Origin of the sequence: Sphingobacterium sp. JB170, from assembly GCF_900163865.1 — a bacterium.
GTDB lineage: Bacteria > Bacteroidota > Bacteroidia > Sphingobacteriales > Sphingobacteriaceae > Sphingobacterium.
Window position 1 is genome coordinate 124,915 of record NZ_FUKU01000067.1, and the last position, 23,848, is coordinate 148,762.

Consider the following 23,848-nt stretch of genomic DNA (forward strand, 5'->3'; position numbering starts at 1 on the left):
AACAAAACAGGTAACTACAACACATTCATCCGCTTTCTATCTATAATTAAGGCTTATTTAAATGCATTTATATTGAATATTGTTGTGAATGTTTTTCAATATTTATATATTTAGCCTTCTATTCATAGAATTATGCTTACGAAAATTATCACCGTTGATCAGCAAAACATTGGAACTGTAAAGTTTCACGCTTATATTGTTGTTATGCCAAATGATGAAATAGGTTTTGCAATTTATCTAAATGACTTCAGTGGACCGCTTATATTATTCGTCCAGGAGGAAGCAAATCGAGTAAATTTCAGGGTAGACGACGATCAGTTTTATTGGATCGTAAAAAATAGCAAATTTAAGAAAGCGGACCGCCAACAATTTTACGATGAATTTGAAGTATTCATGCGCAACATGGAATATCGCGCTAAAGTTTACCTATTCCAAGACAATACAATAAACTATATATCCGCCTCGCGCGAGATCATCCGTTATAAAAATGAATATATCGACGGACAGCTAAAAGCATCTTGCGCAAATGAATAATGCAAGAATCATCAAGATATCGACACAAATGAAAATTCTAAGGCCTCAAAAAATTCCGACAGTATTGTCAATCGGGGGATTTGACAACATCGGTGGAGCCGGCATTCAAGCGGACCTTAAAACGACCTCGGAACTGGGTTGCCATGGAATGAATGTCCTCACTGCCCTTCCGATTCAAAACAGCCTCGCCGTACGTTCTATCTATCCGATTTCCTCCTCATTAGTAAAAATGCAGCTAGATACCGTATTAGAAGACATCTATCCGGATGTCATAAAAATTGGCATGCTCCACTCGGTGGCGAATATCAAAGTCGTCGCCGAAGTATTAAAAGACTATTCGGGTGATATTGTAATCGATCCGGTGTTAAAAAGCACGAGTGGCACAAAACTTTACCGCGGCAATTTTAAAGCAGCATTGCGCGACAGATTATTCCCATTAGCGAGCCTAATTACACCAAATATCCCTGAAGTATACGATTTAATCGGGCAGACAGTAAGTGATGCTGAGTCAATGTATGAAGCGGGTATCGAGCTCTTAAGATCAGGTGCCGGTGCCATTTTGATCAAAGGTGGCCATCTAAAGTCAAACACTATGTTTTCTTCGCTCGTTACAGCTGACCGGCAAGCAATGATATATAATAATACAAGAATCGAAACCAAGAATACGCGAGGTACAGGCTGCACCTTAGCTACTGCAATCGCTTGCTATCTTGCAATGGGTAAACCACTTAATTTGGCATTCCCACTGGCCATGGATTATGTTGCGAGCCGTATTCGTGCAAGCGTGACAGCTAACTTAGGAAAAGGAAACGGTTGTTTAGCGCCGAGCGCAAAAAAAAGACATTAGCGGATCATACTGCTAATGTCTTTTTCTAGTGTATATATTAATTAAAAATATTAATCTAATATCACAACTTCAACACGTCGGTTTTGCTGACGTCCTTCGGAAGTTTTGTTGGTGGCTACAGGTTTTGTTTGCCCTAACCCTCTTGTGGCGATACGTGCTTCTGAAATACCTGCATCTTCCAAGAATGTTTTAACCGAATTGGCGCGCTTTTCAGACAACCACAGGTTATAGTTTTCTTCCCCCGTAGCATCGGTATGTCCGTCGACACGCACATTTTTACTTTTATCCTCTTTCATTAACTTAGTGAGTTTACTAAGTTCTATTTTCGCTTCGTCCGTTAAATAAGACGAATTGATTGGAAACAAAAGATCCGAAGATAAGGTGAACTTGATCCCTTCATCCGTACGAGATGCGTCTTCGAACTCACCTTTCACATTTGTCAGACCATCATCTGTGCCGTCTTTTGACACGACAGCCCCCTTGTTTACCACGATAGCCTGTTGTTTACACGATGTTGCTCCTAAAACAGCAACAAATAACAACGTAACTGTACCTAAATGTCTCATGAAATTTGCTTTAGTATGGGTGTAAAGATAACAATTTTCATGGTTATCACACGTTAATAATTCGTCTTTTTACTCCGGTGGAAATAGGTTTTTAAGTAATGCTTTAATTTCGGGAATCTCCTTATATAAATTCCACAATAGTCCCGATCGCGCATTTTCTATACAAAGAATGATCGCCGCCTGATTCGTTGCAAAATACTCATCGGACACATCATTATTTCTCAAATCTAACCATGCGCGAAAACCGTACTCACTAAAAAAATTCTGTCCATAATTTTCATACAACGCCAGCACCGCCTTTTTACCTTCATTTTCTAACAGAAACATCGACGCGGGTGCAATAGCAGGGTTGATACGATAATTACCTACCGAGTCATTCAATTGATAAAAACCCCATATATCAGAATTCGTCGACCCTACTCCTATTTCATTATCCTTTCTTTTTCGAACCAACACATAGTCTCGAATCGAATTTTCCCAATCCATATTGGGATCTTGTAACAGTTTGGGATCGATCACAAAAAATGGCTTATAGAAGTCTATCAAACTTCTACGTTCACTCCCAAAACGAAGATCCTTACCAAACATTGCTGTATCCTGCCGCACTGGTACTCGAACAGCACGACCAGCATCTTTATCTTTGGTAATGAGATCACTATCAAAAACATTAAAAGCAATCCGGAACGATTCTTTAACAATTGCCAAAGAGTCACTCGCACGATTTTCGAATTTATTATACTGCGAGGCGTATCGTTCGTCTTGATATTTAACACCATTTTCGTAAGCCGAAAGGGGTAAGTTATGTTTGGGAGCAGCCATGGCTAAGAAGTAAGCGTTTAAGGACTCGTTCACGCCACCTAATGTCACTTCGCTATTTGTGGAATCAACATTGGAAATTTTCTCAACGAGTACGTCTGAATACCCTTGAGCCACTAGTTTATCCCACTCCACATTCTCCCATAACTCCGTTATTCGGTTTCTTAGATCGGTCTCCGCATCGTCCTCTTTATTAAAATATTGCCGAGCGACTAAAAGTGCTTCAATCATCGATGACGTCGCTAGCACGTCATACCCTGCATCGGCACCCCGATAATCGGGCAATCCGGTTCTGCCTTCAAAATAGGCTGGAAAAATACCGTATCTTTTTTGCGCTTTAGAAAGAAAATACACCATCCTAGAGATCCGTCCTAACGCTACCTGGCGGTTTACCGACTCCTTTTCTACTCCCACAATTAAGCTCAGCACGGCATTGCCACTTTCTTTAAGAGACACCACTGCACGTTCTTTCTTCCGAAACGGAAGGTACATACCGCTATTAATATCAAAATTTTCCACGAAATAATTCACATGAGCCCTCTGAACAAGGTTTAGCAGCTCATCATCTTCGAGAACTTTGGTTGTAACTTCTTTTACTTCGGAAAAGGGAGATTCGATATAATTGTAATCTACCCAAGCTATCTTATAATAATAGGTCTTATTTGTTCGAGGCACATAATCTAAGCAACTTTGCATCGAAATCGGTCGAATAGATACCGGAGTAAAGATTTCGTTATCTTCCGAGCGATAGATCTTAATATATCGAATTGACGGCGTAAGCGGTAATTGCCACTCTAGGGCTACCTGATTATCGAATGCCGTAGCTTTGGATAATATAGCCGGCGAAGACAACTTCACATTAGACACATTTTTGGGTAAAAATTCGACTTGATCTATAAAAAATTGATGTGTTCGATCGCTCGTTTGATTTTGCGACAAGATAACTGCACGCACTTGTTCTTCTGGAACAAGGTTTTTGAATCTTGACACTGGAATTTTGACATTGAGCCATGTGTTATACTCAAAATCTTCCATAAACGACGCTAGTTCCAACGAGTCGGTCTGTGTATCGCGTTGTTTGATTCCGATTCTAGGTAAATCTCCTTTCCGTGTATGTTCGGTTTTAACGAACACCTTCATGACTAAAAACTCGTCGCGATCAACCTTATAATTCAACTTTTGGCGACTGTATTGTAAGTCCACTTCCCAGGTACCCGCAACACTGGATTGATATTGCAACGACAGTGCATTTCCAGGAGTAAAAAAAAGCGTATCTGAAACGAGTAAATGTTTATTTAAATTTTCAACCCAAGATTGTCCCGTATAACTGACCTTACTTTTAGCATACACACCCTGCACTAAACTGTTATCAAAAATAACCTCAGGATAAGTATCAGCGATTACAGTACGAACCGAACCGTAAGCAGCTAAAGCACATACAACAAATTGGTAAATAAATTTCATACTTAAATATTGATTCATGGCAAAGCTAAGCAATTATTGAACCATCCGAATACAATGCCCACAAAATCCTAATTCGTGAGAAAAATATTACGCACATTTTTAGATTGTTACACATCCCATTCTCGAAAAAACAAGAAATTATTTTAAGAATAGGATTTTCTATATATATTTGCAGCACGTCAAGCGAAAGTAGCTCAGCTGGTAGAGCACAACCTTGCCAAGGTTGGGGTCGCGAGTTCGAATCTCGTCTTTCGCTCAGTTGCCTAGGTGGTGGAACTGGTAGACACGCAGGACTTAAAATCCTGTTCCCGTTAAGGGAGTGCGGGTTCGATTCCCGCCCTAGGTACGAACGAAACCGCTTCTATAACTCATAGAAGCGGTTTTTTCGTTAGTGGGATTCAGGTCCCATCAAAAGTTCCACCTAAAATTGGGGCCGGTAAATTCTTTAGAACTTGTGTGAGCACAACCATAATAGAAGATCAATCCAAATTCTTTTTTGGGGGGAATTATATTGCATGGCCTTCCCCCCAACCCAATGGACAGGACTACAAAAGGTTTGAGTTATCAGGGGGTATTGATTATATTAAAGATTTGATTCCCCGCGAAAATATTTCGTCGTAGAAAAACTTCACGATTGTCAGTTGTTTCACCCAATTTCTCCAACAATTGAGGATGCTCGAAAAACTGCGCCCGGACTGATTCATGTGATTCAACTTGAAAATGTAGGTCACTGGGTTCAATACGAAGCAACGACAATAGTCAATAATGAACTAATCAAATTTTTGAATACAATTAAATCATCCAAAGTATTTAACTAGAAATAAAAATGTTGAAAATAATATTTAAGGCCCGAATCGTCATGGATCCAGGCCTTATTAATATTTAAACTATTTTAAATGGGTTTTCATCGCTAATCATAATGAAAACCATTAAAAATCCATGACAATCAGTTTATATCGATATGCTCATTAGCCCATTGTTCTATTCCAACCGTTGGAATATTATTGCGATGATTAAAAGTAACATGCATGGGCCATGTCACACCAGGATGTGTAAATACTAACCGATACCGGTTAAATATATTAGCGGAATCATCCTTCAATTTCTTTTTCAGGAATTGGTGATCCCACAATACGCGTTCGAACTTATGATTAAACAATCTATCCATCTTATCTCCAATTTCTTTAAAGGATGCTGTTTCTCCGGCGACAAACACTACTTGATCGAATATTTCCGGTTGATGGAATAAAACTTCAACAGAAACGGCACCAATATCTTCACAGGATGTTAACGTTAACGAATGCTGCCAATCCCCTAGCGCATGTATTACCTTATTTGGCAAATCTATAACGCCGAAGTCTTCACGAAACAAGAAGCTAGTTATCATTCCTGTCGATATTATTATCCAATGGGTTTTTTGTTGCCCCCGATTATTTTTGATCAGGAGTGTTGTTTCGCTTTCGCCAAAAGGTAAACCACGTTATCAATTTTGATAAACCACGGTTTTGGAAAGCGGGTCCCTGCCTAATTTAAAAGAGTTGCCCGGTGCATCTGGATCAGCATAACCGAAAGAAATCCCAAATAACATTTTAAGCTCGACGGGTACATTCAGGATTTCCCTAATGGTATCAGCGAAAAAACCCAACGCTGTTTGCGGAATTCCCGAAAGTCCATGAGCGGTATTCGCTACTTAGGTTTTTTCCTTTAGAGATTTCAATTGGAATCCTATGGATAAATAAGCAGCATTTAGGAAGACCTGTGTAACTGTATCGGTTTTCCCTATTCCAATTAGTGCTTCCCTTGGTTGATTTCCTTCATAATTTCTCCAAATAATCGAGTAGATTTTAATCGGTCTTCCAAACCATACATGGTTGATACGACGATGAGTTCATTCGCTTCGGTGTCATTAAGAAACTCCCTTATTTGTGTTTTTACGGTTTGTTTACTTCCCACAAAAGAAAATTTTAGCATCTGGTGAACAGAAGGATGGTTAAACATTCCGTGAATTTCTTCCGTCATCTGGGTGGGCGGGAGTAACGGCTCTTTTCCACCAGTAAGAACTCCCACGAACATTCTGATTAATGAAGTGAAAAGTTGTTGGGCTTCTTCGTCAGTATCTGCCACAATAACATTTACGCCAGCAATTGTGTACGGCTTTTTTAAAAACTCTGAGGGTCGAAACTCCTGTTTATAAATTCGTAATGCATTATACAAATGCGTTGAAGCAAAATGGCTGGCAAAAGCATAAGGTAGCCCCTCTTTAGCGGCCAAATGCGCACTGTCTGTACTCGAACCAAGAATATAAATAGGAATTCCCGTACCTTCAGCAATTGGAACACGCACTTTAGCCTTTTTATTTTCTGCTGAAAAATATTGTTGAATTTTGGCTACTTCCCGGGGAAAAGAATGGGCTGCCTGCATAAAATCGGGGCGTATTTCGCGGGCGGTTTCTTGGTCTGTTCCCGGAGCACGTCCTAATCCCAAATCTATTCGCTTAGGATATAAGCGTGCTAATGTACCGAACTGTTCTGCGATGATTAATGGAGCATGATTCGGAAGCATAATTCCGCCAGACCCCACCCTTATTCTTTTCGTGTTTTCTGCAATATATCCAATAAGTACAGCCGTAGCGCTACTCCCAACATTTTCAGAATTATGATGTTCCGCAAACCAAAAGCGCTCGTAATCTTGATTTTCAGCTTCCTTGGCCAATGTCAAAGAGTTGTTTAGTACTTCTTTAAAGGATTGTCCCTGCGAAACCATAGAAAGTTCGAGAATGGAATATGCAATTTTTTCAGAAACCATATTATTGTACTTGTTTAAATTATGTGTAATAACTCTGCCAAAGATCTGAAAAATATACTTTACTTTGTATAGTGCTTTCCCAAAGGAAAGTCAAATTATTAAACATTGATTAAAATGGCAGCAAAAAAAATGCACACCGAATGCATAAACACAGTAAAACCAGTTCGGGATACTTTAGACGTAATCAGTGGAAAATGGAAATTGCCCATCATCATTTCTATAGGTGTAGGCAACGAGAGGTTTACGGATATCCAGGAGAGTATTCCGGGTATTAGTCCTAAAATATTGGCAAAAGAACTAAAAGAACTAGAACAGAATCAACTCATCAAACGAACAGTTGTAGATGATTATCCGATAAAAATATCCTATACCCATGAACCTTACGCAAATACCTTAACGCCTATCATTTATGCCATGAAGGATTGGGGAATTAAACATCGAAGGAAAATTATAGCAAATAAACAAACGGTGGAGAAACAAATCAAAAGTTAAGCAAACGCTCAATTGTAAATAAAATAATGTAGTGCTATTAAAACGGATTTAAAATAAATTAATACAGAAAATTAGAGTTTTACCAATTTCATTTTTACTGACCGCAGCTCGTGATTTGGTGTCAGTGAAATGAAAAAATACTACCAATTTATTGGTTAAACAGTTGATCAAAAAAGTACTGGAGAAAAGAGGTACCCCTCCCTGAAATCCTACAAAAATTTAAAACCTTCGCACCGTAAAAACTTGTAACATTAAGATCTAATTCCCATATTTGAGTAATCATATTTTAACAAAAAAAAATATTTACCTACGTCGAACTTATGAAAAACACACATTCAAGCAAGGCATTCTACAATTAATAAACATTTTTTTTAGAATAATAAAATTCAAATGTGCTGTAAAAAGGGATATCAAGTAGCGCATTCTCTAGTACGCCTACATGAAAGCATATTTCTTGTCCTAGGGACACAATCGGATCGACGCCGAGCTTGATTGTAAAAAGTTCACGCATAATAACAAGGGTTTATCGGTCTACGCAATCGGTATTGAGTCATGAAGGAATCTTCACGTTACCAACAAGCCCAAGTTTACGAATTTGAGGATAAATATGATACCACACGAATGGAAAGTTTACACTAACATCACCCGAGCGTGTAAAGATTGGATAATTTAGCGACTAACCGCGCCAAAAAGACGTTAAGGAAAAACGAAATCTAAAACATACACGAAGGGCGAAACTTAAATATAAGAAAAGATGATAAATTTCTATCTGGTTGTCGCCATATTATTTACCGTGGCAATTATTGGACAATACAGTATAAAAAAGATGGAGCGCGATGAAAATGTCGACATTAAATCGTTAAAATTAGTTCAATTGATAACCATGCTTTGCTTTTTTAGTGGTGGAGTTCTTTGCTTGATCCAGCTATATAGGACATTCGTAGGAGCCTAAGCGATTTTCACCGCGTTTGCCAATTAAAACCCTAAAGTCAACGTTGCATTGCGTTCCGATATGTGCCGGGTATAAGAATCCGTGTGCATATCACCATCGGGGCTTCCAAGACTTGAATACGGCGATAATCTTTGTGCTATATTTTTTATCATTTACCCCGCGAGTATAGAAATGAATCACTTTAAAAGAATAAAATAAGATGAAAAATGATTTAAGATCTTTGTACATTTCGCACACGTGCAAATGGTGATATTAAAATTACAAATCAAAAGTCCACTATATCTATATATTATATATATTTGCGCAGTTTTATAGAGATAAGCCTCTTTAAACGAAGAACAATTTCTAAATACAAACAGATCCTCACCTGCGAATATTTAAAAATTGCGGATGTATTAAACAACTAAATCAATATGTTAAATGAGTAAAGTCTATATCAAAACTCAACTCTTTGCACTGGCTATATTTTGTTTGGCCTTGGTGCAAACCGCGCAAGCCCAAGAGGAAAAAGTCATCACCGGCGCAATTACCGATGCGAACAGTCAATCACCGTTGGTAGGTGCAACTATTCAGGTTGCTGGGCAAAATCTCGTCGCTACTACCGATGAAAACGGGAACTACAGCATCAATGTGCCTTCTGGAGATGCGGAACTAATTTTCACGTATATTGGGTACGGAACCGAACGAGTTCCCGCTTCTAGTGCGACGATCAACATTTCACTTCTACCCGCCAGTAAGGATATGGAAGAGATCGTAGTTGTCGCATACGGTACGAACAAAAGAGCCAATATTACCGGATCCGTATCCACAATCAGCAATAAACAAATAGAAAATCGCCAAGTGTCCAACCTTTCCAAAGCGCTAGAAGGACAGGTTCCGGGATTGCAGTCGGTTTCATCTTCGGGTCAACCGGGAACCGATTCCGAAATTCGTATCCGTGGTATAGGCTCAATCAATGCATCCAGTGCACCGTTGTACGTGGTGGATGGCAATCCCTTTGCTGGAGATATCAATTCCCTAAACCCGAATGACGTCCAGTCAATTTCAGTCTTAAAAGATGCGGCATCGAGTGCTTTATATGGTTCACGCGGTGCAAACGGGGTGATCATCATTACAACCAAAAGCGGCCGCGCAGGAGATCAAACAGCGATAAACTTTAATTTTACGCAAGGGATGTCAAATCGGGCAGTTCGCGATTACGATCAGGTATCAACGGACAATTACTTTGAACTTTACTGGGAAGCTTTACGCAACAAAAACCTTACAAACGGGCAAAGTCCAGAGAACGCGGCCAAGAATGCTAGTGAAAATATTTTAACGGATTTAAACATCAATCCCTACGGTTCTGAGTTCCCATTACCCGTCGGAGTGGATGGGAAAATAGCATCCGGGGCCGTAGCGCTGTGGGATGACGATTGGGCCGATGTACTACAACGCACTGGTAAACGCACGCAAGCGGACTTGAGCTTTAGCGGAGGTGGCGAAAATCACAATTTCTATATTTCGGGCGGCTATTTAAACGATCAAGGTATCGCTATTGAATCTGGCTTTAAACGGTACAACCTAAGGGCTAATATCGATGCCAAGGCACGTCCATGGCTAAATGTAGGGTTAAATGTCGCCGGATCAAGTACGTTGCAAAAATACCCGCTATCCGAAGATAGCGACACCGAGAACATCATCAATTTCACTCGACTAGTACCCTCGTTCTACCCTTATTATGAGCGTAATGCCGACGGAAGTTACACCGTAGATGCTAGCGGCAACAAAATTTACGACTTCGGAACATACCGGCCAAGTGCTGCGATCCCAAATCATAACTTAGCCGCCTCCCTGCCCTTAAATTTAAACGATATACGTAGAGAAAACATGTCCGCTAGAGCATACTTGGAAGCGGTATTCACACCGGAATTGAAGTTACGCTCTACCTACAGCGTCGACTATATTAACAGCAATAGACATGATTATACGAATCCTTTACTAGGATACGGAGTTGAAACGGGAGGCTACGTAAGCAAAACAAACGTACGAACCGTGGGACAGACATGGAACAATATACTAACCTTCGATAAGCAGATTGATGAGCACCATATAAACGTGCTCGCGGGCCAAGAGTATTATGATTTTAATTCGGGCGACTTTAACGGAAGCCGGCAACAATTCGTCCTACCGGGATTCTACGAACCAATTGCAGCATCACAGTTAAACGACTTCACGGGATCTTCCGTAGATTACCGCCTTTTGAGTTTCTTGGGACGAGCGCAATACAACTATGCCAACAAATATTACCTCTCTGGGTCCCTCCGTACGGATGGGTCATCACGATTCGCTAAAGACACCAGATGGGGAACATTCTGGTCGATCGGCGCTTCCTGGAGATTGATAAATGAGGAATTCTTGCAAAATCAAACCACATTAAACCAGCTTACGCTGCGGGCGAGTTACGGCGGACAGGGGAACGATAACCTAGGAACATATTACGCCAATCAGGGTCTTTATACCATCGCAAATAGCTTAGGTGAAGGTGGAACCTATACGCAGCGTCTTGCCACTCCGGGACTGAAGTGGGAAACCAACCTCAACTTGAACGTGGGAGTGGATATCGCCGCGTTTGAAAACCGAGTTGCACTATCGGTAGAGTATTTCAACCGCCAAAGTAAGGATCTCCTGTTTACCATGCCAATGGCTCTGTCTACAGGATACGATGGTTATGATGCGAACATTGGTTCTTTACGAAACACGGGAATCGACGTCGACATCCGAACGATCCCAATTCGCAACGATAACTTCCGTTGGAATCTTGATTTGAATCTATCACATTACAAAAACAAGATTACCGAATTACCGACGGGAAATGACATTCCTCGAGACAATAAGCTACTCCGTGTCGGGGGATCAATTTACGATTTCTATATCCGGGAATGGGCTGGCGTGAACCCTGAAAATGGAAACCCGCAGTGGTACTTGGCCGATGAAAATGGTAATAATTCTGGAAAGAAAACAAGTGTGTATGCCGATGCAGGACAATTTATTGCGGGAAGCTCCCTACCTGATTTGGTGGGAGGTATCAGCAACAGCATAACATACAAGAACATCGACTTTTCAGCGCTATTAAGTTTCAGCCTTGGCGGAAAAGTTCTGGACAGAGACTATACGCAGTTATTACACAATGGTAATAATGTTGGTCGCACCTGGTCTACCGAGATCCTGAACCGTTGGACGCCCGAAAACACAGATACCGACGTACCGCGTTTGACCACGGATAACCTCAACTGGACGTCGGCCTCTTCAAGATTCTTGTACGATGCGAGCTACGCCCGATTAAAAAATGTTAGTATCGGTTACACCCTACCACAAACTGTAGCTTCGCGCATAAAAATTGCTAGCGCGCGGATATTTGTGACTGGCGAGAACCTTCTTACGTTTTATGGGCATCAAGGAATGGATCCCGAGCAAACCGTCGACGGTAGCACCTATTTCAGATACCCAGCGATCCGTACATTCTCGGCAGGCATTCAATTAGGTCTCTAAAAATATCACATATTAATGAATCGAACAATGGAGAAAATACATATATATATATTACTCGCACTGACACTGATCTTTGGATCATGTAGCGATAAATTGGAACTCGATCCCACAGACGCAGTATCGGACACAGAAATTTTCAAAACCACAACCGGTATAGAAACCGTCGTTAATGGGACATGGGGATATCTTAACGATACCTACTTCACATACGCTAATCCTGGTTATAGCACCGTGATGCGCACCAGCGACGCGATGGGAAACGATGTCGCCGTAACGACCAAATATGGGTATCGTGACCCTTATGCTTTTACAGACCTTAACAATAAGACAGCGACTCGTGTTCGTGCAGTCTGGACCTTGCTGTATAAAGTTATTGACAATTCAAACAACGTGATCGCCAAAGTGGATCAAGCGGAAGGGTCGCAACAGCAGAAAGATGTTTTGAAAGGGCAAGCGCTTACGCTCCGCGCCTTTGCCTATCTTAATCTGGCTACCTATTACCAACTCAGTTACTTGAAGGATAAAAATGCATTATCGGTACCAATCTATACGGAACCGAGCACGATCGAAACCCAAGGAAAACCAAAGGCCAGTCTCGAGGAGGTCTACACATTAATTAAGTCTGACCTTAATCAGGCGGACGGGCTCTTAAAAGACTATGTGAGAGACGCTAGTAAAAAATACAAGATTGATCAACATGTCGTAAATGGGCTGCAAGCAAGAACATACCTGAATACAGGCGAATGGGAAGAAGCAGCACAATCGGCAAAACAAGCGCGCGAAGGCTATCAACTGATGGCCGAAACAGATTACCTAGGCGGGTTTAATGATATCCAAAATACCGAATGGATTTGGGGCCATATCCAAACCACCGAACAAAGCGAGGCCAGCTACACGTTTCATTATCTAGATGTCTCCTCGCCTGGATCATATTATTATAGCTTTATGGCAGACCCATACTTCAAAGATCTGTTCGACACGCAAGATATCCGCAACGAGCTTTTTGAATGGGACGGAGAAGATGGTCGAGAAGGATTCTTACGCTATAAAAAATTCAGATTCAAATCGAACCTGATCGGAGACATCGTGTATATGCGCTCGGCAGAGATGCTTTTGATCGAAGCCGAAGGGTACGCTCGAGCAGGCAACTCGAATAATGCGATCGCCGCATTGAACAGCCTGCGTTCCGCGAGAAAGGCAAAGTTATTTAACGCAGCAGATGGCAAGAATATTATCGATGAGATTCTACTCGAGCGAAGAAAAGAACTTTGGGGAGAAGGATTTGCACTCTCCGATATTCTACGTACGCAATCAAAAGTCGAACGGAAAGAATTCAAAAATGCTGACGGATCGAGTATTCAAGTGACCGTCACCAAACCAGACGGCACGAAAAAGCAAGCGTCAGCACAAGGACACCGGGTCGTTAAATTTCCCGATGGAACCGATTTTATAGAAAACAGCAGGTATTATATCTTCTCAATTCCGCAGTCCGAGGAACAGCAAAATCCAAACCTGTAACGCGAAATAGATTTACCGTGTACTTTAAAAACAATAAAGTTGTAAATGCACTCCGGTGCGACAGCTTTATTGTTTTTTGTAATTTTCTAACACCCTTTGCAGCTATATCCTTAGTGCGAAAACACGTCCAAAAGACCGCGGATATTCCGATTGTTATCCCCAAAAAGTATGACGAGTCCCTCACCTCGAAGCGAAATCGAACAAGAAAAACCGCAAAACCAGCTAGCAAGCAGACATATGAATTTTCTCCACTCATTCGCTTCATTTTTTTTCTGTAAATTGCAGGTAAAATATTAAGTATGGACTACACACTGTTATTAGAAAAGACAAGGCAATACGTTTTCAACTTCCTACGTGAGAACAAAGCGGGCGCCTATTGTTTTCATGATAATGTGCATACAGACGATGTCGTTGCAGCCACCAAGGAGATTGCCACGCATTACGATCTGACTGAGGAAGATCGGTTTGTGACACTATGCGCAGCATACTTTCACGATACCGGGTATTGCTCCCGACAAGGTTCAAAACAACACGAAGCACGTAGCGCGGACCTCGCTGATAAATTCTTGAAAGAGCACCACGTAACAGAAAGCGTTCGTCAGAAGGTTGAAGGCTGCATCATGGCAACTCGCATGCCGCAATCGCCCAAGAATCTTTTGGAAGAAATCGTTTGTGATGCCGATCTATTTCATTTGGGAAGCGATGCTTTTGATCGACGTAATAAACTTATGCATCAAGAAGCAGAGCAGCTGGCGAACTTTAAGATCCCAAAAAGCGTTTGGCGTCCACTCACGATACAACTCTTAACAGGCCATAATTACCATACCGAGTACGCTAAAAGTAAATTGGACAAAGAGAAATCAAAGAACCTCAACAACCTGGAGAAAGAGGAGGAAAAATACCACGCAAAAAAGGATAAAAATGATTCTGTTAAAAAGCGGCCCAACCGCGGGATCGAGACGATGTTCCGCGTATCAACGACTAACAGCCAGCGCCTAAGTGATATGGCTGACAATAAGGCCAATATATTACTGACAGTCAATTCCATTATTCTTTCGGTTTTAGTGGCAGTACTCGTCCAAAAACTAGACAGTAATCAGCACTTGGTATTCCCGACGGTCATGCTATTAGTCGCAGTCGTTTCCACGATGGTGCTCGCAATTCTTTCAACAATACCCAAAGTGAGTGACGGACGATTCAAACCTGAAGATGTCGACAATAAGAGCGTGAATCTCCTTTTTTTTGGGAATTTTCATCAAATGTCCTACAGTACCTACGAGGAAGCTATGAAAAAAGCAATGGGTGATTACGACTTCTTATACAGCATGCTCACGCGCGATGTGTATTCACAAGGCGTCGTGCTTGGTCGTAAATACAGGTTGCTTCGCTACGCTTACGGCGTTTTCATGTTTGGGCTAGTTGTCTCCGTATTTGCATTTATCGTAGCAGTAGCTTTTGTAGTCTAAAAATTTAAAAAATGAAATATTTGCTAATATTCAGTATATGGCTCGCAGCAGCAAGCTGCCAATCACCGGCGCGCAAAGCCGCCGCTTCAGCACCGTCAAACGGTAATTTCCCCTATAGCCTTAAACCCAGTGCTAGCTTTACGATGCCGCCTGAGCTGAAAGAAATATCAGGTATTACTTTTTTACAAACTCGGCCCAATACAATATATGCTATTCAAGATGAAAACGGCATCCTTTTTCAGTATGATTTGGTGGCCAAAAAGATAACAAAGGAAAGCACCTTTGCCGGAAAAGGTGATTACGAAGAGATCGCCGCGACCGACGATTATTTTTATGTACTGAAAAGTAATGGTGTTATACATAGTATTCCCGCGAACGCTAAGGTAGATGCAAAAAATACGTTTGTGAACAAAAAACTAGTACCCAAAGGTGAATATGAATCGTTGGCCTTCAGCCCATCGCTCAACAGTCTTTTTCTATTATGCAAAGACTGTGAAGTAGACAAGAATGAAAAAACAGTCTCTGGATATATTTTGAGCATCGGTGCGGAAGGTAAGCTCGTTCTCGATCGTCCATTCAGCGTATCCATAGAAGCCCTTTCAGCACATGATAAAAATATAAAAAAAACCTTTAATCCCTCAGCTATGGCTTGGCGCCAAAGTAGCAATGAATGGTATATTCTTTCCTCCATAGACCTGGCGATCGTCGTCACCGATGCCAACTTTAACCCTAAAAGCGTCATCCCCCTAGACAGGAAGAATTTTCCGCAGCCCGAGGGAATTGCATTTGATACCCAGGAGAATCTCTATATTAGTAGCGAAGCGGGTAAAGAAAAGCGTGGAATGATTTTTAAATTTAACCATTCACGATGACTTTGCGCCTCCTACTGCTAGTACTTTACATTTATCCGTTCCTGGTATCGGCCCAAGATATTCAACAACGAATAATTTTAATAGGTGATGCTGGGGAGATAAACCAGGACCAAACCATCTTGATTCCTGCTGCAGCAGCGCTCGTACTGCCCGGACGAACAACAACCTACTTCCTCGGTGATAACATCTACCCGGACGGCATGGCTCTGGACAGCAGTGGTCGCGAAGTATCGATCGGTATCTTAAAATCGCAGTACACTCCTTTTTTGGAACGTCAGGTCCCAGTATATTTTATGGCCGGCAATCACGACTGGGATAAATCTGGCCCCCAAGGATTGCTGAAAGTTGAACAACAGGCGGCGTATATAAACAAGCTAAAAGACAAAAATTTACACTTTGTTCCTGCTGCAGGAACCCTAGGGCCTGTTGTAACGCAAAGCAGTGGCAAGCTGCTCACGGTGGTATACGACAGTGAATACTGGCTATACCCACATCATGAGAAATCAAAAGCGGTTATCCAAAGCGAAAAACAGCACTTTTTACATTCTTTAGACAGTATCACTAGTACATATTCTGACAAGATTTTATTACTTTTGAGCCATCATCCCATGCGTTCCTATGGTGAACACGGACTTCATTTTTCGATCACAGACCATATATTTCCCTTACGTAAGTTATGGAAAGGACTATATCTACCTTTGCCGATTGTCGGATCACTATACCCCTTACTCCGGTCCTCTATTTTTAGTTCGGGGGAAGATCTAACGCATCGGCAATATCGCGAACTGATCGACTCGGTCACGACCCTGATGGCCAAGCGTAATAATGTCATATACGCCTCAGGACACGACCATGGGCTGCAGCTTATTCGAGAAGGTAGCTTTACGCAAATAGTAAGTGGATCGGGCGCAAAAACGTCATCTATTGGACATGCGAATGATTTGCACTACAGACACGGAGCACAAGGATTTACGGTGGTTGACGTATATACAGATGGCCGCGCGAAGATCAGCTATTTTATTAACCAGGCAGGTGACGTCAACAAAGATTATGAAGATTGGTTAATAGAAAAACCAACGCCATCCCAAACGAAGAATTAAATTGAATAACACATGTTGTTGCAAAGTATCAAAGTAAAGAGTTTAGAGGAGAACACGTACGGAACAGGAAACCTTGACCTTACCCCCTTGATTTCTTTCCTGCAGAAGATCCTTTTAAAGAATGGCGAGAAACTAAAACGTCTTCCACAATCGGTTCTGGAATTGATCCAAGAGACGGAAGAGGCATTCTCGAGCTTAAATCAAGATAATCTAGCATCCTACAAAGAGGTGTTTGAAATGATTTACTTATTCGAGAATGGATTACGCGTAGAGGAGAAAGGGATTTGGGCACTGGGTTATCCAGTTCCGCAAGAGGTATTCTATGGAACAGAAGACTTCTATGGCCTTTTTGATTATAACACCCAGCTTGTACCCAAAACAAAGAATAAAAACGTTACACCAATTAAACAACTCTTATATAGTGTTATTTTGGAACGTTTTTATGGAGTACCTAATCGTAACAAAATACTAACCTACACGGTGACCAAGGATCAAGTAACTTATTTTTATGAATTATCCATCGACTTTACCTTCGTCGACATCACTCGGGTTAGTGAGCTTCCGATTATCAATCTGGCTTCGCTGCGGGATAAAGAAGAGTATTCGCCCGAAGATCTAGAACCAATTTTCGAAGTATTAGACCCTAAAAAATTTGAATTCACCGGATTTACATTACTGAAATTCCAAGACAAAACACAGGCCTATAATGCAGAAAGGTTGCGCACGCTGACGACAGAACTATCGGATACCGATCCGGAAATATTTTTCGATAAATTGCATAAAGCCCTTTCCGATATTACGCAGAACTCGAAAATAACCTGTTCACTGTTACCATTAGGCAAATTAAACGGTTATCCAATAGCCTCCACAGGGTGTGATATCAACAGTATATTTTTTCGCGAGATTCAAAAAAAGTTAAAGACCGGTGATTTAGATCAAGATATAACGGCTTACTTAGAAAACCCTTTTCCCATCATCTCTGGCGTAGAGACATCGCTTGACACCGAGCATCCGGTATTTCGCAAAATTATTGAACGTAAACGCTTAGCCTCTTATATTTGTATTCCGCTGCGTCACCGCAAGGATTTAGTCGGTTTCTTAGAACTATACAGCATCATTCCAGACCTTTTAGGTAAGAAAAGTCTATTGATGTGGCATGAATATTTACCACTATTGACCCATCTCACCGCAGAAATACTCGCGGTTTTCAAGACGGAACTAGAGCGCGTCATACTCGACAACTTTACGGCGCTAAACCCAGCAGTACAATGGCGCTTTAATGAAGTGGCTGCAAATCACCTTACTCCTGCATGGCTACGACCGCCACGTCTATCGGGAAGGTTAAGTTCGAAAAGGTCTACCCCATCTACGGTGCCATTGACGTGAAGGGTTCCACCGAGCTGCGAAACGACATTTACCGTAACGATAACATCGCCAAAGTAACGCTCTTGGACAAGTTCTTAGAACGCCTATCTTCCCAGAAGAGAAACAAAAAGATAAATCAACTCGCAAAAAAGTCCACAACCATCAGACACTGGTTAGAAGGCCCTGCTTATGAACGCTATCTGTTGGATACATATGTCTTTCTAAACGAAGAATTACATGTCCACCTAGAAGAATTAAAATCCGACAACAACGAACTCACCGATGAAATAGACAACTTCCTAGCCATCGTAAAAAAATTACAGGGCAAACACAGCGATAGATTCGAGTTGTCGCTGCAGCAGCTCAATAGATTGATAAAAGAAGAAGTGCAATTTTTCAATGCTACTGTACAGGAAATTTTCCCATCCTATTTTGAACTGTTCCGTTCAGATGGAATTGAATACGATATGTATGTCGGGCAATCGATTACACCGACCCAAAAGTACAATACGTCATTTCTTCATGAAATCCGAAAACAACAGATTATCTCAATGGCACGCATCGCTAGACGTGCAGCACGGGAAGCAGAGACACTGCCGATACACATGCAAGTTACATTGTTGATGTTTGTACACGGCTCACCGATCGATATCAGTTTTCGAGAAGATGAACGCCGCTTTGATGTTGAGGGTGGATATAACATCCGCTATCAAATGGTGAAGAAAAGAATAGATAAAGCCCGCATAAAAACCAGTGGCGAACGTTTAGTGTCCCCCAACACAATAGCAATTGTATTTCAAGGAAGCGTGCTGGAGGAAGAAATAACGAAGCTCCTTTCTCAGGTCGCAGCAGAAGGGTACGTGAAAACAGATTTTAGCTTTTCCACACTCGAGGAGATAAAAGGCGTGAGCGACCTGCGAGCAGTGCGGGCTGAGGTTCTTTTAGATCAAATTGAAACTTTAACTTAATCAATGCGTATGGCTTTAGGGAAAATATCTTTATTAACTTCCTGCTTTACAGCACTCTCCTGGTTAAGCTATTCTCAGACGCCCGACAGTGTAACAGTCGCTGTCGCGCCGCAATACGATGACGTCGGTATGGTGCATCGGTTTTGGCTTGGTGACAGTTACAGGCAGCTCTACAGCACTCCGGTAAAGATACGGGTCATGGAGCTCGGTAAAGAAAAAGGTGGCCTCAAAGTGGTAAAGCTCGGTGGCGGCATGCAGACGCAATCCTTACGCTTGGTGGACAGTACCGGACGAGAATGGGTGCTGCGCTCTATCCAAAAATTTCCTGAACGCAGCCTGCCCGAAAGCCTTCGTAAAACAATTGCAAAAGACATCGTTCAGGATCAGATATCTATTGCACATCCCTTTGGTGCATTAACCGTCCCTCCATTTAACGAAAAGCTAAATCTTCCCCACGCTGCTCCTCAACTGGTGTATGTAGGGGACGATCCCGGACTCGGCGAATATAGAGAGCTCTTTAAAAATAGGTCTTATATGTTTGAACCGCGCATGCCCGATCAAGAAAGCGACACCGACAATACGCTCAAGGTTATTCGGAAACTCGTGGAGGATAATGATAAATGGGCCGAGCAAAAATTGACGCTGCGCGCCCGCTTACTTGATTTCGTCCTAGGTGATTGGGACCGCCATGAAGATAATTGGCGCTGGGAACCTCGTAAAGAAAAAGGCAATAAAATTTATACGCCTGTGCCGCGTGATCGTGATAAAGTGTACTACAAGACCTCCGGCGTGTTTCCTGTTTTGCTCTCCTACCAATGGCTTAAAGCAAATGTACAGCCATTCGGTCCGAAAATTAGAAATGTCGCCCATTGGAACTTCAACGCTCGGAATTTCGATCGTTTTTTCTTAAACAGGTTAAGCAAAGATGACTGGCAGCAAGAGGTTACCTTGATACAGAATACATTGACGGACTCCTTGATCGATTTCGCTATGCGGCAGATGCCGGATACGATTGTCGCGCTGAGTGCACCGGAGTTGACCACTAATATACGCGCCCGGCGGGATGGCCTGATGGAAACATCACTGAGTTACTATGCGTCCCTAGCGCGCATTGTGGATATACCGTTCTCGGGAAAGAATGAGTTCGCAAATATCCACTACCAAAATGACGGGCGCATAACGCTAAATGTCCATAACAAAAAAAAGGACGGTACCGAAGGACGCTTACTCTTCGAGCGGACTTTTCTTCCCCAAGAGACCGAGGAAGTCCGTGTATACGGAATCGCCGGTCAGGATGTGTATAGCTTGGAAGGCACGGGCAAATCACCGATCAAACTGCGCGTGATCGGCGGAAGTGAATACGACCAGTATGCCAGCACTGAGAACTTTCAAAACCGACGTAAGGTATGGCTTTACGAAAATAAGGACACCGCCGCGAACTCATGGAATGATCTTGCCCACGTACGCATGCAACTAAAAAAAGATAGCGCGGTACATGATTACCAGTATGACAGCTTCGTCTACGACCGGAAAGGGACGTTACTCAACCTCAGTTATGGAATCGATCGCGGACTAATTTTCGGTTTAGGCTACCTGATCGAGAACCAAGGATTCCGTAAAACGCCCTTTGCGTACCGTCACGAATTTATAGCAAGCTATCTCACTAGGCGCGAATCATTTATATTTAGCTATTCGGGTATTTTTAAGGAGCTCATCGGATCACATGACCTAACAATCAACCTCTCCTCATTAGGCCCCAAGAACCTGAGTAATTTTTTTGGATACGGTAATAAAACCATTTATGAAAAGAGCGAGAAAGGGATCGGATTTTACCGTAATCGTTATGATCTGGTTGATGCGGATATATTGTTAGAAAATAATTTTAGCGATCATTGGAAAATATATTACGGATCATCCGCTCAGTTTTACACCAGTAGAAGGGAGAATAACCTAGGCCGATTTTTCGAGGAGTGGTACACGCAGAGTCCCGATGAACAACCCTATGGTGATAAATTCTTCACCGGAATAAGCGTGGGAGGAGAATACGATAGCAGAGATCATGTCGCAAATGCTAAAAAGGGAATATGGTGGACTACTAGATTGAATTGGAATTCGGAGCTCGGGGGACAGCAACAGCAGCACACTTCTTTACAGTCATCCTTTAGTTTCTACAAGTCGATTGCAAATGAAGGGATGACACTGGCCAACCGGACCGGTTTTGAAACCGTCTGGGGCGATCCCTATTTTTTTCAACATGCACAAATTGGTGGGGAGCAGAGCTTGCGAGGATTTAACTCGCAACGGTTCACCGGCAAAACGGCGTTATATAACAACCTAGAGCTTCGTGTAAAGATGCTCAGCTATGCTTCCTACCTTCTCCCCGGAACACTTGGGGCAATCGGGTTTTATGATGTAGGCCGTGTGTGGATGACTGGCGAATCTGCCAACAACTGGCATATGGGTTACGGCGGTGGACTCTACTTTATGCCGGGAGACTTATTAACAATTCAAGGACTGGTTGGCTTTAGTAAAGAAGCGACCTTACCTTATATTAGTGTAGGGCTAGCATTCTAATCGCTACCATCGTGCAGCACGTAGATAAAGCGGTGTTTTAGACCTCTTAACCTGTTTGTTTAGTGGTCTAGAAATAGGTGTCCTAAGAATTTCTTAAAACGGCCGCCCAACCGACAAACAGTGCGAAAGTTATACCGTTAACCGGTCTTCAAGTCCTTTAAACAAAAAAGGAGAAAGCATTACATCGCTATTGGCTAACGCGCGCATTGGAGAGATATGAACGTCGTGTGCAACGATTATAATTCTTTTAAGTATCTTCAGTAATACAAATCGACATCTAGTATTATTATCAATGACGAAATCAACCACATGCCGGATCTTATTTGTCGCGGTGTTATTAACTGCGATGACGAGTGTCCTTTTTGGGCAGGAAAAACCAAACGTAGTACTAATTTATTGCGATGACCTGGGTTACGGTGATCTCAGTAGCTACGGGGCAACAGAAATCGCAACGCGCCACATCGATAAATTGACACAAAACGGAACGAAATATACGAACGCCCATAGTACATCTGCGACATGTACTCCCTCCCGTTATGCTTTAATGACCGGCATATACCCATGGCGTAAGCAAGGGACGGGCGTGCTTGCCGGCGATGCTAAATTAATTGTGCCCACAGATAAAGTCACGCTACCAAAGGTGTTTAAACAGGCTGGGTACAAAACGGCAATCGTCGGTAAATGGCACCTGGGCTTGGGAGGTTCGGTGACCAAAAACTGGAATCAGCCAATACGTCCTGGCCCTAATGAAGTAGGTTTCGATTATTCGTTTATATTTCCCGCTACCGCGGACCGGGTCCCTACGGTATTTCTTGAAAATCACTCCGTTATTGGCCTAGAGGCGCAGGATCCTATCATGGTGGATTACCAAAAGAAGATTGGCCAGGAACCAACAGGGGAAGAAAACCCCGAATTACTTAAAATGCAGGCATCACCAAACCACGGACACAACAATACAATCATCAACGGTATTGGCCGTATAGGATTTATGACCGGTGGTCTCCAGGCGCGGTGGGTAGATGAGGAAATCACTCCCACATTCTTAACGGTCGCCAAAAATTTCTTGGAAGAAAGCAAAGAAGATCCTTTCTTCCTATTTTTCTCTATGACAGAACCACACGTCCCTCGAATGCCCTCGACGTTGTTTAAAGGAAAAAGTGATTTAGGCTATAGAGGCGATGCAATCCTACAATTGGATTGGACTGTAGGGCAAATTCTAGACAAATTAGAAACGCTAGGCATAGCGGAAAATACGATCATCATTTTCAGCAGCGATAATGGCCCCGTTTTGGATGATGGTTACCTCGACGGCGCTGCAAAATTCAAGAACGTCCATAAACAGTCCGGTCCGCTACGCGGAGGGAAGTACAGTATTTTCGAAGCGGGCACACGCGTTCCACTTGTCATTTCCGGTCCTCAAATTCCTAAAAATAAAACTTCCGACATTCTCGTTTCCCAAATTGACATCCTCGCATCAGTTGCGCAACTCCTCAACCTGCCCAGCCCAGCGGATGCTCGCGACAGTCATCCGCTGGCCACTTCCCTTTTTGGAGCGGCCGAAATCGGTCGCCCTTATTTGATCGAGCATGCAGGTTGTTTAGCCATCCTTAAGGATGACTGGAAATATATAGAACCAAGCCATAGACCTGCCTACAACAAGCTTACGGATATTGAACTTGGAAACAGCACGCAGCCGCAGCTATACAACCTACAGCATGATATAGGAGAAACAAAAAACATAATCAATGAGCACCCAGAGATAGCCAAAGAGCTCCAAGAAATATTAGAAAATGAAAAATTGAAAAAGTAGTATAATACGGCGCTCCGTTTCGCAGAATTACTTCAACGTTGGCCTTAATAGTTTACAAATGAAAAAGACCCCAGATACATTACACCTACCTTCAAAGCAAAAGTTACTAATTGGAGGGAGCTGGCTCCGGGCATGGGCTAAATTGCACATAGGTTAATACGTGGACAG

18 protein-coding genes and 2 tRNA genes are annotated in these 23,848 nt (G+C 42.3%); 15 read left to right on the forward strand and 5 right to left on the reverse strand.

What is annotated here, in order from left to right:
- The first annotated feature begins 132 nt into the window (after positions 1-132).
- Both FM107_RS17495 and thiD read left to right on the forward strand, forming a co-directional pair.
- The gene (locus tag FM107_RS17495) at positions 133-534 is read left to right on the forward strand and encodes a hypothetical protein (protein ID WP_086949771.1); all 402 of its coding nucleotides are present in this window, start codon (positions 133-135) and stop codon (positions 532-534) included.
- The gene (gene thiD / locus FM107_RS17500) at positions 527-1,381 is read left to right on the forward strand and encodes a bifunctional hydroxymethylpyrimidine kinase/phosphomethylpyrimidine kinase (RefSeq protein WP_086949772.1); all 855 of its coding nucleotides are present in this window, start codon (positions 527-529) and stop codon (positions 1,379-1,381) included. The genes FM107_RS17495 and thiD overlap by 8 nt, the downstream gene beginning before the upstream one ends.
- A 50-nt stretch (positions 1,382-1,431) precedes the next feature.
- Here thiD and FM107_RS17505 read toward each other — a convergent pair whose 3' ends face one another.
- Together FM107_RS17505 and FM107_RS17510 are read right to left on the reverse strand one after the other, a co-directional pair.
- Complete coding sequence (locus FM107_RS17505; protein ID WP_086949773.1) at positions 1,432-1,947, reverse strand: OmpA family protein; 516 nt, start codon at positions 1,945-1,947, stop codon at positions 1,432-1,434.
- 69 nt (positions 1,948-2,016) lie between these two features.
- The gene (locus FM107_RS17510) at positions 2,017-4,227 is read right to left on the reverse strand and encodes a glucoamylase family protein (protein WP_086949774.1); all 2,211 of its coding nucleotides are present in this window, start codon (positions 4,225-4,227) and stop codon (positions 2,017-2,019) included.
- Between the two features lie 183 nt (positions 4,228-4,410).
- Between FM107_RS17510 and FM107_RS17515 the strand changes: the two genes are divergently transcribed.
- A tRNA-Gly gene (locus FM107_RS17515) sits at positions 4,411-4,483 on the forward strand.
- A 5-nt stretch (positions 4,484-4,488) separates the two neighbouring features.
- A tRNA-Leu gene (locus tag FM107_RS17520) sits at positions 4,489-4,573 on the forward strand.
- Positions 4,574-5,173: 600 nt separating this feature from the next.
- On the opposite strand, the gene FM107_RS17525 is transcribed toward FM107_RS17520, so the two are convergent.
- Positions 5,174-5,614 (reverse strand): hypothetical protein, encoded by a 441-nt coding sequence (locus FM107_RS17525; RefSeq protein WP_086949775.1) that lies wholly within the window; start codon positions 5,612-5,614, stop codon positions 5,174-5,176.
- A 401-nt stretch (positions 5,615-6,015) separates the two neighbouring features.
- Positions 6,016-7,032: an LLM class flavin-dependent oxidoreductase gene (locus tag FM107_RS17535; protein ID WP_086949776.1), complete on the reverse strand. Its 1,017-nt coding sequence runs from the start codon at positions 7,030-7,032 to the stop codon at positions 6,016-6,018.
- Between the two features lie 114 nt (positions 7,033-7,146).
- Here FM107_RS17535 and FM107_RS17540 point away from each other — a divergent pair, with 114 nt between their 5' ends.
- Positions 7,147-7,524: a helix-turn-helix domain-containing protein gene (locus FM107_RS17540; protein WP_086949777.1), complete on the forward strand. Its 378-nt coding sequence runs from the start codon at positions 7,147-7,149 to the stop codon at positions 7,522-7,524.
- A 355-nt stretch (positions 7,525-7,879) separates the two neighbouring features.
- On the opposite strand, the gene FM107_RS19610 is transcribed toward FM107_RS17540, so the two are convergent.
- The gene (locus tag FM107_RS19610) at positions 7,880-8,035 is read right to left on the reverse strand and encodes a hypothetical protein (protein ID WP_179204537.1); all 156 of its coding nucleotides are present in this window, start codon (positions 8,033-8,035) and stop codon (positions 7,880-7,882) included.
- Positions 8,036-8,278: 243 nt separating this feature from the next.
- On the opposite strand from FM107_RS19610, the gene FM107_RS19425 reads away from it, so the two are divergent.
- From FM107_RS19425 to FM107_RS17585, 10 genes are all read left to right on the forward strand, one after another.
- Entirely contained in the window at positions 8,279-8,476 is a 198-nt protein-coding gene (locus FM107_RS19425) for a hypothetical protein (protein WP_143559524.1), read from the forward strand.
- Between the two features lie 420 nt (positions 8,477-8,896).
- Positions 8,897-12,007, forward strand: coding sequence for a TonB-dependent receptor (locus tag FM107_RS17545; RefSeq protein WP_086949778.1), 3,111 nt, complete (start codon positions 8,897-8,899; stop codon positions 12,005-12,007).
- 27 nt (positions 12,008-12,034) lie between these two features.
- Entirely contained in the window at positions 12,035-13,525 is a 1,491-nt protein-coding gene (locus tag FM107_RS17550) for a RagB/SusD family nutrient uptake outer membrane protein (RefSeq protein ID WP_086949836.1), read from the forward strand.
- A gap of 299 nt (positions 13,526-13,824) precedes the next feature.
- On the forward strand, positions 13,825-14,991 hold the full coding sequence (locus FM107_RS17555; protein WP_086949779.1) for a Pycsar system effector family protein: 1,167 nt from the start codon (positions 13,825-13,827) through the stop codon (positions 14,989-14,991).
- 11 nt (positions 14,992-15,002) lie between these two features.
- Positions 15,003-15,863, forward strand: a complete 861-nt coding sequence (locus FM107_RS17560) for an SdiA-regulated domain-containing protein (protein WP_086949780.1) — start codon at positions 15,003-15,005, stop codon at positions 15,861-15,863.
- Complete coding sequence (locus FM107_RS17565; protein ID WP_086949781.1) at positions 15,860-16,963, forward strand: metallophosphoesterase; 1,104 nt, start codon at positions 15,860-15,862, stop codon at positions 16,961-16,963. The genes FM107_RS17560 and FM107_RS17565 overlap by 4 nt, the downstream gene beginning before the upstream one ends.
- A gap of 12 nt (positions 16,964-16,975) precedes the next feature.
- On the forward strand, positions 16,976-18,349 hold the full coding sequence (locus FM107_RS17570; RefSeq protein WP_086949782.1) for a hypothetical protein: 1,374 nt from the start codon (positions 16,976-16,978) through the stop codon (positions 18,347-18,349).
- A complete protein-coding gene (locus tag FM107_RS17575) occupies positions 18,274-19,296 on the forward strand; it encodes a hypothetical protein (RefSeq protein ID WP_143559525.1) in 1,023 nt (340 codons plus the stop codon). Before FM107_RS17570 ends, FM107_RS17575 begins: the two co-directional genes overlap by 76 nt.
- A 9-nt stretch (positions 19,297-19,305) precedes the next feature.
- Positions 19,306-21,870, forward strand: coding sequence for a BamA/TamA family outer membrane protein (locus FM107_RS17580; protein ID WP_086949837.1), 2,565 nt, complete (start codon positions 19,306-19,308; stop codon positions 21,868-21,870).
- Positions 21,871-22,162: 292 nt separating this feature from the next.
- Positions 22,163-23,680: an arylsulfatase gene (locus FM107_RS17585; RefSeq protein ID WP_086949784.1), complete on the forward strand. Its 1,518-nt coding sequence runs from the start codon at positions 22,163-22,165 to the stop codon at positions 23,678-23,680.
- Positions 23,681-23,848: the final 168 nt, after the last annotated feature.